Origin of the sequence: Rhizobium sp. JAB6, from assembly GCF_003024605.1 — a bacterium.
GTDB lineage: Bacteria > Pseudomonadota > Alphaproteobacteria > Rhizobiales > Rhizobiaceae > Rhizobium.
The window spans coordinates 375114-389208 of the sequence record NZ_PYJQ01000005.1 but is presented as its reverse complement, the minus strand read 5'-3'; the positions used below and the strand labels follow the sequence as shown (position 1 = coordinate 389208).

The window sequence follows — 14095 nt, the reverse complement described above, 5'->3', positions numbered from 1 at the left end:
AAAAATCAGATGCGCTCATCTGAACACACCCGGGATTTAAGAGCCGCCCGACCAGCTACGGTTTATAGGGGCCAAAAAGACAGGAAGCAATTTACGCGAGTATTATTTTAAGATTTAAAATTAAAATTTTCTGAAAAACAAACAGGACCCGTTAAGCAACGCCTTGAGCACAGGAGCTACCATCAGGTTTCGCTGAATCGCATTTATGCCGCTTTTCATGAGACTGGTATTGCCTATAAAAGAATCGAGTTGAGACCCGCAACTCACGCAGAAGACGACCAACCACAACAATCGGAGCTTGCCAAATTTCCGCCGCCGGCGAAACGATGCCGACAATCTTCGATTGTCCATCGTTGCTTACAAATTGCGGCGAAATATACTTCCGGCCAAGAAACGGCTTTGGAACCGTGATACGACAGCTGAGAACGATCCCGTAATTCTCCGGATCGGCGAGACGCCGATGGAAATGAAGGTTATGTATTAATGCTTGGTTTTTCAAAGCGCTCACAAAAGAAAGCCTCAAAAAGCCCTCTGGAGATATTCGATCAGTACGAACAAAGCAAACCGGCTCATCAAAATGCTATCAATGCCCTTCAGGGATGGAATTGCGCGTTTCCGCCGGAACTCGAACTCAATGCCGGCAATCTGCCCCTCTATGCGGATGACCGAATCGATTGGGCACTGCGGACTTTCGGATCGATAGAAGGTAGAACAGCTCTCGAGATCGGCCCGCTTGAGGGAATGCATACTCATATGCTGAACTGCCACCGGCCGGCGCGGATCGACGCCATCGAGGCAAACCGCCTCTGCTTTCTAAGATGCCTTGTTACCAAGCAGATCCTGAACATCGATACCGCCTCCTTCATGCTCGGCGACATTCAGGCCTGGCTGACGGAAGGCGAAGAGATTTATGACTTTGCACTTGCGTCGGGGGTTCTTTACCATATGGCCGACCCCGGCGAATTCCTTCGCTTACTCGCAAAAAGGACCAACGCGGTTTTCATCTGGACTCACTTCGTCCTGGAGGAGGCGATGCCGGAGGGCGACGTGCGGTGGCTACCCTTCAGCGGCAAGGTGGAGACGAAACTGATAGATGGCATTGAGGTGCGCTATTACGAGCGCAGCTACCACCACGCCAACGCCAATGCGTCTTTCTGCGGCGGCATGAAGGACCGGCACTTCTGGATGCACAGGGATGACATATTGAAACTGCTGCACGCGTTCGGCTTTGACGACATTATTATCCGGGATGAACATCTCAGTCATCCCGGGGGGCCCAGCTTCTCGCTGCTAGCCCGGAAAACGTCCAGCGACGCCTGACGAGGTCCGGATGCTAAGCCGATATTTGCGATATCGATAGGCATCTTAATAGATATAAAGCTATGCAGAAGAGAATGACGCCGCGCCATCGCCAATTTCGGCCCTGTCCCCAACGGATAGAAGCGACGGAGAAAATCCGTGCTTTTTAACCTCGAATACGATCATGGCCATGTTATCGAGGGTTATCTGATCCCAGATGGCTTTTCCGACAAACCGCAAATCAGAGTCTCCGACGCCGACGGCGATCTGATGATCCTGCCGTGCGACCAGGTCAAACAGGCGGTCATCGATTCCGGACGGCACGAAGATGGCCGTGTCGGGTTCAAGCTCGATACGACGATCATTCCCGATCTGGCTGAGCGCACATCGCTGATGATCCATGACGCCAAGTCCGGGCTTCTGATCTACCGGCGGCCACAAGTATCGAACACGATTCCGTTAAAGATTCTGAGGCTTGAAACGCAGCTGCTGCCAATGGTCAAATTCGACTATCATTGCGGCCGCCACTTTCAATACGAAATTTCATCCGTCGAGCGCTTCGGTCATGAAACGACGCTTCAGGCCTTTCATCTGAACGCCATTCAGTCGATCTATATCAGCGGCCGGCTATTGATGCGTAATTACGAAGAATTCCTCGACAAGGGATTCAAGGCCATCGTTCTGCTTACCGACCCCTATTATGAACTTGCCCTGCGGATATTTCTTCTGAAACGGATGGCGAAAACTCAGATTTCCTTCTTCGGCGACCGAGACAAAATCATCCTGGCGCCTGCTGCGGAGCATTTTGCCGAGGTAAGCCTTGAAAACGAAGCCTCCCTCAAGGCAGCACTGAAAAAAGCCCCTCAGAGCGTCAGAAACGTTCTGGTATCCCCAGTCACCAGGCAATTGGCCACGACCATACCGGAACAGACGGTGACGCGCAGCGATGTTGCCACTGCGATCGACCTCCTCTCACGTTTCGCCGTTGCCGGTTTCGACACGGACAGCCTTTATTTTCAGCAGGCGGTCAGCGAGCTCATTGGGATTTCGGTTGGTGATTTTCCATTGCCCCCCAGGCACAGCACCCTCGAGGACGTTGCGGCACGGCTGCGTTCGTTGCATATTGCGGAGCTCATGCTCGAGGAAGATTTGATTTTCGATCACTATGTGCGTCAGGCGATGAAAACAGCCGCGCCCGAATTGCCGGAAACGATTGCAAGCTGACATGCCGAAGCCAATCATTGAAGACGCGATTGTTCAGGACTCTCCGCGGGTAAAAACGAGCCGGCCGATCCTGCCTTCGCTGTTTCGGCGCAGGCTGCCAGCGCAGCGTGCGCGCACCGATCTCGAGGGCATCGAATACATACCGGTACATGATGGCAACGACCCCGAAACGCGGTCGGGGGGCAAGCCGCCCCTAAGGCTTATTGGCTTTCTCCTGCTCGTCATCCTGCCTTTCCTCGCAAGCTCGGTCTACTATGCCTTCGTCGCTTCGGATCAGTATGTAGCGGAAGCGCGCTTCGCCGTGCGAGCCGTGTCGGGAACGGGCGACACCGGCGATGCGAATGATCCCGGCGGAGCCACCAGCGCTCTCAACATGCGCTCGGCTTCACAAGATGCCTATGTCGTCACCAGCTTCATCCATTCGTCTGAAATCCTCAATCGCATCGGCAAGAAACTCGATTATCGCTCCATGTTTGTCCGGCAGGATGCGGATTTCCTGTCGCGATTCGGCTCGTCCCGATCCGACGAAGAGTTTCTGAAATACTGGAACGATCACGTCAGCGCCTATATCGATGTGACTTCCGGCATCATAACGCTGAAGGTCAGAACCTTCTCGCCCGATGATTCCGTCAAGCTTGCGGATGCCATCATCGAAGAGAGCGAAAAGCTCATCAACGAGCTTTCGGAAAGGGCGCGCAACGACATCGTGCAGAGCATGAAGGCCGATGTCCAGAAGAGCGGCAAGGCCTATGGCGATACGTTGATCGCCCTCAATCAGTTTCAAAACGCATCCGGCCTTCTCAGTCCGCAGACACAGGCCAAGAATAGCGGCACGATTCTGACGGGCCTTCTGGCCCAGAAACTTGAATTCGAAACGCGCCTCTTCGTCATGCGGCAATCCAACGCCCAGAATTCTCCGACCTATCAGCAGCTCAATCTCGCCAAAGAGAGCCTCGACGCGCAGATCGAGAAGATGAGAGCGGAGCTGACAGGCCCCGAGAATGCGAGCCTTGCAAAATCCTTGCTGGAGTATTCCAGGCTGGAAACCGATCGCATGATCGCCGAAAAGCTCTATGAAAGTGCGCAGAAGAACTACGATGCGGTACTCGCCGAAGCTCTGCGCAAGACCTTATACCTTGCCGTCTTCGTCAAACCCGTGTTGCCGGACGAGTCGATATTCCCCCGCCGCGTCAGTACGCCGTTGATCATATTGCTTGCGCTTGTCGTCACCTGGGCGACGCTTTCCCTTATCTGGGCATCCGTAGAAGATCACCGGATATGAGTGGAGAGGCAGAATGATCAGCTTCAAGAACGTCTCGAAATTCTTCAAGACGCAAAGCGGCAAGAAGGTCATTCTCGACCGGGTGAGCTGCGAGTTCGAGTCCGGTTATTCTTATGGCTTGCTCGGCGTCAATGGCGCCGGGAAATCGACGACGATGCGCATGATCGCCGGCACGATGCTGCCGAACTCCGGCAGAATCAGCAAGAACGTCCGCGTGTCCTGGCCTCTCGGCTTGAGCAGCGGCTTCAATCCTCTTATGACAGGACGAGCCAATGTCCATTTCGTCGCGCGCGCCTATGGCGAGGACGTGAGGCGCGTCTCCCGCTTTGTCGAAGAATTCGCCGAACTCGGCGATTATATCGATGCACCCGTGCGCACCTACTCCTCGGGCATGGGAGCACGATTGGCATTCGGGCTCTCGATGGCGATCGAATTCGAGTGCTATCTTGTGGACGAAGTTCTTGCCGTTGGCGATGCGCGCTTCCAGGAGCGCTGCCGCGTCGCATTCGAGAACAGGCGCAAGAATTCCGACATCATCATGATCTCGCACAGCATGAGCATGATCAATACGCATTGCGACAGGGGTATGGTACTTGTCGACGGCAGACTCATCGCCTTCGATAAGGTAGAGCAGGCTATAGAATCCTATTACAGATTGAACCGCTAGAAGACCAGGGATCGACGGCAAGGCCCAAAATATGGCTCATGATACCGAAAACGCGCCAAAAGCGCTTCAGCTCAGCGCGACGGAGCATAGCCGCAATGTGGCCGCGAATCTGTCCGTGGCGGCGCGGAAATTGCGCTTCTCGACATCGAGACGAAGCCAGTTGTTCAAGGCCGTTGGCCTGCGGCCCCGCCCGATGCAGCAGGTCATCAGCAAGGCCATCCTGGCGTCGACCGTTCTGCTGCTTGTCATTCCCAATATTGCTTCGATCTATTACTTCACCTGCGTCGCATCCGATCAGTATCAATCCGAAACGCGCTTTACCGTCCGCACGTCGACGCCGGCACTCGGCAGCAATCAGATTACCAAGGTGACCGGTCTGCCGCCGGCACAGATCGTCCAGAATACGCTGATCGTCACCAACTTCATCAAGAGCAAGGATATGGTTGCCGCTCTCGAGGAAAAGGTCGATTTTCAAAAGATATACGGAAACGACTCGATCGACCGGATCGCGCGCCTGAAGAAAGATGCGAGTTCGGAGAAACTGCTAGATTATTGGGAAGACATGGTCTCGGTCAAGATCGATGCGAATAGCGGCATCGTGACGGTCAAGGCGCGCGCTTTCACGGCGGCCGATGCCCAGAAGGTGTTGCGCGAGGTCGTGGCCGCGTCCGAAGTCGTTGTTAACGATGTCAACACCCGCATCTGGCGTGACGTCATAGCGACCGCTCAAGCGAACCTGGACAATGCAAAGGATCAGCTGCAGAAGGCGCGGGACAAACTTCTGATTGCGCGCAATCAGACCGGCGTCCTCAGCGTCGAGGGGTCCTCGACCGTTATTACGAACCTGATCTCATCCGTTCAGAAGGAAAGAATAGACCTTCAGCAGAAATATGATGCGCTGCTTGGTACGGTCTCCGCCGATGCCCCGCAGATGCGCGTGCTCAAACGCGAGATCGACAGCAGGCAGAAGCAGATCGATGAGCTCAACAGCCAAGTCGCGGGGCGGAATAAATCCGAACAGAATCTTGCGGATGTCTCCGTCGATATGTCACAGCGCGAATTGGAGCAGAGCCTTGCCGAGCAGCAATTCGCTACGAGCATGAAGACGCTCGAACAGGTCAAGTTCGTCAGCAAGCAGCAGCTTCTCTACCTCGATACCTTCCTGGCGCCCAGCCTGCCGGACGAGCCCGAGTATCCACAGCGGGCGCTCTGGATCGCAGGTATCTTCGGCGCGACGCTCCTCGCCTGGAGCGCGGTTTTCGGCATCCTCGCCAATCTTCGAAATCGTCTGGCGTAGTCGCTCGGAAACTCATGCAAGTTCTACGCAACATCCTCTACCAACTGCTTCCAAGACCGCGGCCCTTCGGAGCACCGCCGCAAGATGACGAGCGCGTTGCAAGACGCCTGCTCATCTTATCCCGCCACCCGAATCCAAGCTTCAGCTATTATCTCGACGAGCGCGCCAAAACACTTGATCACATTCCGGTGATCACGAAAGGCCTCGACGATCCGCTCGATGCGATCGATAGCGACGGGCTCTTCGTCATCATCTGCCGCTACATCAAGCGGCCGCAATTGCGTTGGCTCGAAGAACGGCGAGCCTCCCTCGCCGGGGTTGCCTATTTCGTCGATGACGACATTCCTGCCGTTGTCACAGGCAGCGAAGCAGGGTGGCTCTATAAGTTCAGGCTGATCAAACTCGCGGTCCGCCCGCTGCCAAGGGTCAACAGGCTGCTCACCCATGTGTGGACCTCCACCGATGCGCTGGCAAATGCACTCGCAATGAAAAACCATCGGATCCATATTCTGCCTCCCCTTCCGGCGGATGCGCCTGAAATCGCGATCGATGGCACGAATGAAGACGCCGCGCCGCTAAAGATGGTCTATCATGCCACCGGCGTGCATCGCCGCGAACATGAGTTCCTGATGCCGATCATCAGGGACGCAATGGAAAAACACGGCAACCTCCATTTTGAGGTTTTTGCTGCCGGATCCCTCGCCCGACGCTGGAGCCAGCAGGGGATCGACCCGGCGAGAATGACCATCATTCCGCCTTTGCCGTGGCCGGCCTACCTCGCGAAGACAATGCATCACCGCGCCGACATCGCCTTGGCGCCCCTCCTGTCGGGAAAGACCAATGCCAGCCGGTCCGACACCAAGCGGATCGACATCAGCCGCCTTCAGGCGGCCGCCGTCTTTTCCAGATGCCCCACCTTCGAGCGATGTGCGGTCCCTGGCGAGCTCCACATCGGCAACACCGCCCAAGAGTGGCTGGCCGCTATCGATCTGCTCGTTGTCGACCGCGCTCGCCGGCTCTCTGTCCGCGATGCTACGCGGAACTCGATCGAGAAAATGCGGCAGCATGCGAGCCCAACATTTCCCGGCATACGTTTTGAGCCTCTCAGCGGCGCCGGCTAGAGCTTGAATTTCGCAGACAATGCTCCTTCCAGCATGTGGATGAAACCGATATTTCGATGACACTCAAAATCATACCAAATGCCGATCTCGAACGGGAAATATCCAATGAGGCCCATCTCGGCCTATGGAAATCCCTGGGAGACGATCCGGCTTTCGAGATCAGATTTTCGCCCTTACGAAAGAAACTGGTCGTCATTCATGTCGCCGCGACCACCGAGCCCGTAGACCCGAAACTCTATATCAATCGTGGCTATGGTTTTCGCGAGAAGGATGCGATTACCCTGCCGGAGGGCAATCGCTTCGTCATCACCGCGGATATCGGTTCCGTCGGCTCGATCTGTGCCCTGCGTGCCGATCCAGCCAGTTTTCCAACGTCATTCCACTTTGCCGTCAGGGCTTTCGCGTCCGAAAAATCAGCCGAAAAATATATTGCAACTCTTCTTCGAAGCGAGGAACAAACCAAACGTGTCGATCTCGGCAGGCTGCCCCAGTACTGGTTGAAATTGCCCAAACTGCCCTTCGGACGCCGCGCTCCCAATCTGACGATACAATATGCCGAGGCGAGCTACAGGCTTGCCGCGGAGCTGGAGACGGCATCGGTCTCGGCGACGGCGGGAACCTGGCTCAGTGTGATCGTTCCCGTCTACAATGCTCCGCCGCGCTATCTGGACGATCTCGTCAAATCCTTCGAAGCGCAGGGGGAAACAGGAGCAGAGCTCATCCTGAGCGATGATGGCTCGACATCTCCGGAAACGCGGCAGTGGTATCAGAGCCGCCAATCGAAAGACAATGTCCGCCTCGTGCTGAACGAGAGCAACGGCGGGATCGCTGCCGCCACCAATGCGGGCCTGGCCCATGCACAGGGGCAATGGATCGCCTTTCTCGATCATGACGACGTCATCGCACCGCATGCCTTGAAGCTCATCCGGCATGTGCTGGAGCAAAATCCGGATGCGAACTTCCTTTATACCGACGAGCTGGTGGTCGACGACACCTTGAAGCCGACCGGCGTCATGTTGAAACCGGCCTATGATTCCGTGCTGCTGACGGGCGTCAATTACATCAATCACTTCTCGGTCTACCGCCACGGCCGTCTTCGGGAAATCGGTTATCTGCGCACCGGCTACGACGGTTCGCAGGATTACGATCTGTTGCTGCGCTATCTGGATAGCGTCCCCGAAAACAGCATCCTTCATCTGCCTTACCCCGCCTATTGGTGGCGCCGCAATGGCAAGACCTATTCGCGCACATTCATGGACGCCGCCACGACCAATGCGAGGAAAGCGCTGGCTGAAAGATTCGAGCGGCAGCAGCGGACGATCGCGGTGGAAGACGCTCTCACAAAGACCCTGCACCGCGTTGTCTTTGAAGCGCCTCGTGAGTGGCCGAAAGTCTCAATCGTCATCCCGAGCAAGGATAATCTCGATCTGATCTCCCGTATCCTCGGCGATCTCTTCGGAAAGACAGACTATCCTAATTTTGAGGTCTTGGTCATCGACAACGGCTCCACCGACCAAGCCGTCCTTGATCTTTATGAGCACTATAGCAGGACGCAGCCTTGCTTTTCGGCCCTCATCAATCCAGAGGCCTTCAACTTCTCGCGCTCGGTCAATCGCGGCCTGAACGCAGCGACGGGCGACCACTGCCTGATCCTCAACAATGACGTCGAAGTCATCGAGCCGGGCTGGCTGAAAGAGATGGTCTCCTGTCTTGCCTACGACCGCGCCGGCGTTGTCGGCGCCAAACTGCTGTTCTCGAACGACAAGATGCAGCACGCCGGTGTCATCATCGGCTTCGGCGGACTTGCCGGTCACTGGTACATGAACAAGCCGAAGGAGTTCGGCGGACCGATGAACCGGCTGCATGTGCGCAACACGATGACCTGCGTGACCGGCGCGGTGATGCTGATCTCAGGGGATTGTCTTCGGAAGATCGGCCTGTTCGACGAGGAGAATTTCGCGGTCGCCTATAATGACGTGGATTATTGCCTGCGCGCCCACAAGGCCGGCTACCGCATCGTCTGGACGCCCTTCGCCTGTCTTTATCACCATGAATCACTGTCGCGTGGCTCGGACAAATCCGGCGAAAGAAAGAAGCGCTTCGAACAAGAGAAGCAGAACCTGCGCCGGCTGCACGGGACACAGGGCTTCATCGATCGCGCACTCAACCCGGCTTATAGCCGCGATAAATCGGAGCCAAAGATCGTGGTGCCCGCGCGACTGCATATCCCGTCGATGTCTTAAAGCTGTTCAGCTTTTCACGGGCTCTCGAACCGCTCTATGTCTTTGTTTTTAGACATCAAAGCTGGACCAGATCGAGACCGGCGCCGATCTCGCTCTTGGCGATCTCGACCACGCTCTTCTCATGGGTAAACAGGATCGTCTGGAAACGATCGGCCGTAGCAGCCAGCACCTGCAGACCGGCGCTGACGCGCTCGTCGTCGAATGTCTGGAAAATATCGTCGACGATCAGCGGCGCAGGCTCGTTGCGGGCGGAGTAATCTTCGAGGAATGCCAGCCGCAGCGCGAGATAAAGCTGATCGCCCGTTCCCTCGCTGAGGCCGTGGAGCGGTACACGCTCGCCCGCCGCACGTTCGGCCAGCAATTGCAGCGTGTCGCTTTCATCATGCGCTTCGACAAGGCGGCAGAAACGACCGCCGGTAAGCTGCGAGAAGAGCTCGCCCGCCCGCCTGATGACGGGATCGGCCTGCTTTTCGCGATAGGCTTCCATCGAGCCCGCCAGCATGCGCGCTGCGATCTTGAGAACAACCCATTGCCGCGCAAGATCCTGAGCCTCCTGCTCAGCCGAAAGCTTCTCGAAAACCGCATATTCGGCGCTGAGCCCCATTTCCAGGGCCTGCCGCTGACGGCGGTTCTCCGCCAACCGTGCCGAAAGTTCGCCATGCACGGCGAACTGCCGCTGGTCTTCCTCGGTCAATCGCTCGATTTCCAAATCGGCAGCAATCCGTTCAAAGCCGGCAAGCTCGGCGCGAAGCTCGTCTTCGGCCTTGCCCTCAGCCTGCTGGCGGAATCGCTCGCGGCTTTCGGCAAGCCGTGCGGCGAGACGTGCACGTTCGCGCAGCCGCGAGAGCAATGCGGGCAGATCGTCGACAACCCCAATATCCGCGGTCAGCCGATCGAGGTCGGCGGCGATGGCGGCAAGCGCTGCCTCCTGGCGTGTCACCAGGCCTTGCCAGCGCTGCCGCTCCTCTTCGAGGCCATCGCGCTTTTTCAGCTCTCCGCGTGTGGCGTTGACACGGCTATGCAGCGCCTCCGCAGCGGCATCCGGCGGCAAATGGTCCAGCTCATAGCCGCTATTGGCGGTAAGCGTCGCCAGTCGCCGCTCGAAATCGGCCATGTCGCGGCGCATGCCATTGACACGGCGCAGACGGTTTTCCCGCTCCGCCAGGATATCGGGCAGTTCCTGCCATGCCTTCAGGGCGGCGTCCGCCATCTCCAGGGTCGTGTCGCTCGGCAACCCGAGCAGTTCGGCGGCTTTGCCGAAGGCGCTGCGCCAGGCGACCTGCTGCCGTTCCAACGTCTGCCACTGGTCTTCGAAACGCGCCAGCCGATCACGTGCCGCGCCGATCTCCCCTTCCCGCGTGCGGCTTTCACTCCAGCGTTCCGAAAGAAGGCGCAGATGCTTGCGCAGGCCTTCCGCAACCGCGGCCGGCGGAAGGCGGCCGCTCTTATAGCCGGTCGCCTCGACGATATCCTGCAATGCGGGCAAGACGCGGGTTTCCGCCAGCGCATCCTCATCCCTTTCGTCCAGCATTTCGAGCAATGCCTTACGCTCGCGCCGCAGCAGTTCCACTCCGCGCCGCCACTCCAGCATCGCCGATGGATCGAGGGCATCGATGCCGCAGGGTTCAAAAAGCGCGGCGAAGCTTGCCTGCGCATCCTCCAGCGCTCTCTCGGCTTCCTTCAACCGATCAAAGGCCGCTTCACGCTCCTGCTGCAGGCGCGCTTGACGCAAACGATAATCGGCATGGCGGGCAACACGATCCGCATTGCTCAGTGCGGCATCGGCCAGACGGTCTGCCTCAGCAATACCAACGGTTAGCGCCGAAAGCAGCTTGGCCTCCGGTGCCGCACCATCCACCAATCTTTGCTGCAGCGAGGACCACTGCGCATCGCGGCCTTCACGCGCGGCGGCGATCTGCTCGCGCGTGACGATCGGCCCGATCCGCTCGGCATCCACAAGCGTTCGCTCTATCTCCACCAACTGCTCGTCATAGCTCTGCAGCTTGCCGGCAGCGTCCCGCACCTTCGATCGTAAGGCCCCGATGGCATCACGATGTCCGGCAATCTCCGCCGTTTCCGGCAGCGGCGCCGAGAACAATATATCGATATCATCGGCAGGTGGCTGGAGCCTTCCCGCGGCTTCCCTGAGATCGGATTCGATGCGGCGTATCCGTATTTCCAGACCATCAAGACGACCAAGCGCAGAGAGATCGCTCCCCAGCGCCTCGAGTTGGTCGATATAGGGCCGGGGGTCGATCAACCGGCCCGCAAGACTATCTTTCTCAAGCGCCGCAAGTTGCCGGCGCTCGCTTTCGGATTGCTCGGCAAGAGACTGCAGCTGCCGCGCGAGCTGCCGGCCTTCGTCCACCAGTTCGGATAGGCGCACACGGTCGATATCGCTCGGCTGCTGCCGTTCCAGCTCGGCCTCGGCAAGACCGAGACGACGGGCAAGCCGGGAAAGCGTCGTGTCGTAGCCGGCGAGCTCCTGGTCGACGCGCGGCAGGTCGTGACGCTGGGCGCGGTAGTTGCCGGTATCGGCAAAAAGCTGTGTGATATCGCCCGACATCTGGAGCAGCGCTTCATCGATCTGAATACGCGAAAGATCTTCCTCCGCGCGCTGAACAGCTTCTTGAGCCCGCCGCAATTCCGCTTCGCTCGCTTGTTTATCGCGGAGTTTCTGCTCAAGCTTCTCACCGAAGCCGCTCGGCATATCGGCGAGATCGGAAAGACCGTCGAGTGCAACGGTTTCCGCATCGATTTCCGCCAGCAAGGGCTGCAATGTCTTCAGCCGCTTCAAGCGGTCCAGAGCCTCGCGCGTGCCACGACGCTCCGCCTGCAGGCGCTCCAGCTCCGTCTCCAGTTCGGCCGCCTCGGCAAGAAGCTTCTTCCAATCGCCGGATTTTAGCTCGTTGTCCCGCTCGGCTTTGCGGGCATCCTCATAGCGATCGAGAGCCCGGTAGAAGCCACGGTCCTTCGAGCGCCGGGCCGCATAGATGCCATCGGCTTCCGCTTCCAGCGATTGACGCAGCCTGGACAGGCCCGTGAGGCCCGAAGCTGCTGAAAACAGCAGGCTGCCGATCTCGCCGCCGCTGCGCAGCATGGCAGCCGCCCCCTGCCGCAGCCGTTGCGAATCGAGCCCAAAGGCGCGCTCGAAGACATCGCGGCTCAAATTGCCGAGGAAGGGTGAAAGCGCGTCGTCGGCGAGCGCCATCTCCTTGTCGTCGGGCGCGAGAAGCGTCCCCTTCCGGCCTCGGCGACGGCGAAAACTCAGCGTTGCGCCATCGCGCGCCCTGAGATCGGCGCCGATCCGCAAGGTATTCGGCTCATGCAGGAAGCTTTGCTCGGCGGCGGCGGGAAAACCGAACAGAAGATCGGAGATCGCGCTCAGAGCCGAGGATTTTCCCGCCTCGTTCGGACCGTAGATCACATGCAGCCGCGCATCGGGCCGAAAATCGATGACGCGGTCGGTCAGCGCGCCGTAGCGGAGAATATCGAGCCGGGTAAAGCGCATCAGCCAGCCCCCTGCCCGCGCGCCAGCAGCAATTGCCGCGCCTCTTCGATAAGGATTTCGATGCTATCGCCGAGCGGGATCTCGGTGGCACCGAGGCCGCCCGGCAGGCGCACGGCGATCTCGTCGATCAAGCGGCTCGCTTCCGCCACAACATCGGCGTCGCCGGCGTGCTCCGCCAAAAGCTGACGCAGGTCGAGCGCGCCATCCGCATCCACCGATTTCTCAGGCAACGGTTCGAGCCGCAGCTCCAGCTTTTCCAGCCAGATATCCTCATGCACGCGATGGCAGGCGGCTTCCACCTCGTCGCGCCATTGCTGGCGGTTGGCGGCGATCGCGCCATGCAGCGGCGTCACGCCGGAAATCCGGACCCGCAGCGCTGTCATGCGCCCTTCCATCCCGTCGGCCAGGGCCTGCACCGCCTGCTCCACACGACGAAGGATCGCCGCCAGATCATCTTCCGGATCGACGACAATATCGGCCTGCGCGAAACGCGCCTCGTCGACGATGATGCGCTCATGCTCGATATGCCCATCTTCGACGGTCACCAATACCGCGCCTTTGGCACCACGCTCGCGAATATTGCGGCCTTGCAGATTGCCCGGAAAGATGACCAGCGGGTCCCGTGCCACCACTTCGAAATCATGCACATGGCCCAACGCCCAGTAGTCGTAGCCGCGCGAGCGCAGATCATCGACGGAGCATGGGGCATACGGCGCATGCGGCTCCCGCCCGGTCAGAGAGGTGTGGAGAATACCGATATTGAACCAGCCGGAAACGGGTGCCGGATAGGCAATCGCCAGGTTGTCGTTGGCGGAGCGTTCAGCAAAGCCCTGGCCATGCAGCGCCACCTTGAGCGCATCCAGCCGGACACTACCCGGCTTGCCGGTCGGAAATTCGTGGACGTTCGGCGGCAATGTGATGGTTTTAGTGATGACGCTTGCCGCATCGTGATTGCCGCGCAGCAGGTAGACCGGAATTCCCGCCCGCTCCAGCCGCGCCATCTCGCGATTGAAGAACAGGCCGATCTTGTTGTCCTTCCAGTCGCCATCGTAGATATCGCCGGCAATGACGAAGAAATCGACGCGCTTTTCGATCGCCAGCCCCACAAGCGTCGAGAAGGCCTTGCGGCTCGCTTCGACGAAGACGGAGGCCACGGCGGCATCCTTCAAGGCAAGGCCCTGGAAGGGGCTGCCAAGATGGAGATCGGCGGCGTGGATGAAGCTGAAAGAGGGCATGGGCTCCGATAACAGTCAGAAATCCGGTCTTTCCTTTTAAGGAAATAGAGGCGCCATGAATACCGCACCGGCGACTTCATCCAAGGGTTTCGTCACCAGATCCGGATTGCCAATATTCCTGGGTCACGCGATTGCGATCCTCGATCCTCAATGTGCGCTTGTGGCCCTGTCGGGCGGCTGCTACTGCGCTATCATCTTATGAATAAAAGAGAGGAG

At 58.4% G+C, this 14095-nt stretch carries 10 protein-coding genes; 7 read left to right on the top strand and 3 right to left on the bottom strand.

What is annotated here, in order from left to right:
* The first annotated feature begins 483 nt into the window (after nucleotides 1–483).
* Nucleotides 484–1320 (top strand): SAM-dependent methyltransferase, encoded by an 837-nt coding sequence (locus C7U61_RS07715; protein ID WP_106997546.1) that lies wholly within the window; start codon nucleotides 484–486, stop codon nucleotides 1318–1320.
* 60 nt (nucleotides 1321–1380) lie between these two features.
* Here the strand turns inward: C7U61_RS07715 and C7U61_RS19620 are convergent, their stop codons facing one another.
* On the bottom strand, nucleotides 1381–1701 hold the full coding sequence (locus C7U61_RS19620; RefSeq protein ID WP_245410766.1) for a hypothetical protein: 321 nt from the start codon (nucleotides 1699–1701) through the stop codon (nucleotides 1381–1383).
* On the opposite strand from C7U61_RS19620, the gene C7U61_RS07710 reads away from it, so the two are divergent.
* From C7U61_RS07710 to C7U61_RS07685, 6 genes are read left to right on the top strand one after another with little or no spacing between them, the layout of a single operon-like run.
* Nucleotides 1693–2523, top strand: coding sequence for a hypothetical protein (locus tag C7U61_RS07710; protein WP_245410765.1), 831 nt, complete (start codon nucleotides 1693–1695; stop codon nucleotides 2521–2523). The genes C7U61_RS19620 and C7U61_RS07710 overlap by 9 nt on opposite strands.
* A 1-nt stretch (nucleotide 2524) precedes the next feature.
* Complete coding sequence (locus tag C7U61_RS07705; RefSeq protein ID WP_106997544.1) at nucleotides 2525–3805, top strand: capsule biosynthesis protein; 1281 nt, start codon at nucleotides 2525–2527, stop codon at nucleotides 3803–3805.
* Nucleotides 3806–3818: 13 nt separating this feature from the next.
* Complete coding sequence (locus C7U61_RS07700; protein ID WP_106997543.1) at nucleotides 3819–4472, top strand: ABC transporter ATP-binding protein; 654 nt, start codon at nucleotides 3819–3821, stop codon at nucleotides 4470–4472.
* Between the two features lie 31 nt (nucleotides 4473–4503).
* A complete protein-coding gene (locus tag C7U61_RS07695) occupies nucleotides 4504–5769 on the top strand; it encodes a capsule biosynthesis protein (protein WP_106997542.1) in 1266 nt (421 codons plus the stop codon).
* A 14-nt stretch (nucleotides 5770–5783) separates the two neighbouring features.
* Nucleotides 5784–6890 (top strand): hypothetical protein, encoded by a 1107-nt coding sequence (locus C7U61_RS07690; RefSeq protein ID WP_106997541.1) that lies wholly within the window; start codon nucleotides 5784–5786, stop codon nucleotides 6888–6890.
* Nucleotides 6891–6946: 56 nt separating this feature from the next.
* Nucleotides 6947–9133: a glycosyltransferase family 2 protein gene (locus tag C7U61_RS07685; protein WP_106997540.1), complete on the top strand. Its 2187-nt coding sequence runs from the start codon at nucleotides 6947–6949 to the stop codon at nucleotides 9131–9133.
* A gap of 55 nt (nucleotides 9134–9188) precedes the next feature.
* Here C7U61_RS07685 and C7U61_RS07680 read toward each other — a convergent pair whose 3' ends face one another.
* Nucleotides 9189–12644, bottom strand: a complete 3456-nt coding sequence (locus tag C7U61_RS07680; RefSeq protein WP_106997539.1) for a YhaN family protein — start codon at nucleotides 12642–12644, stop codon at nucleotides 9189–9191.
* A complete protein-coding gene (locus C7U61_RS07675) occupies nucleotides 12644–13879 on the bottom strand; it encodes a DNA repair exonuclease (RefSeq protein ID WP_106997538.1) in 1236 nt (411 codons plus the stop codon). The genes C7U61_RS07680 and C7U61_RS07675 overlap by 1 nt, the downstream gene beginning before the upstream one ends.
* Nucleotides 13880–14095 lie beyond the last annotated feature (216 nt).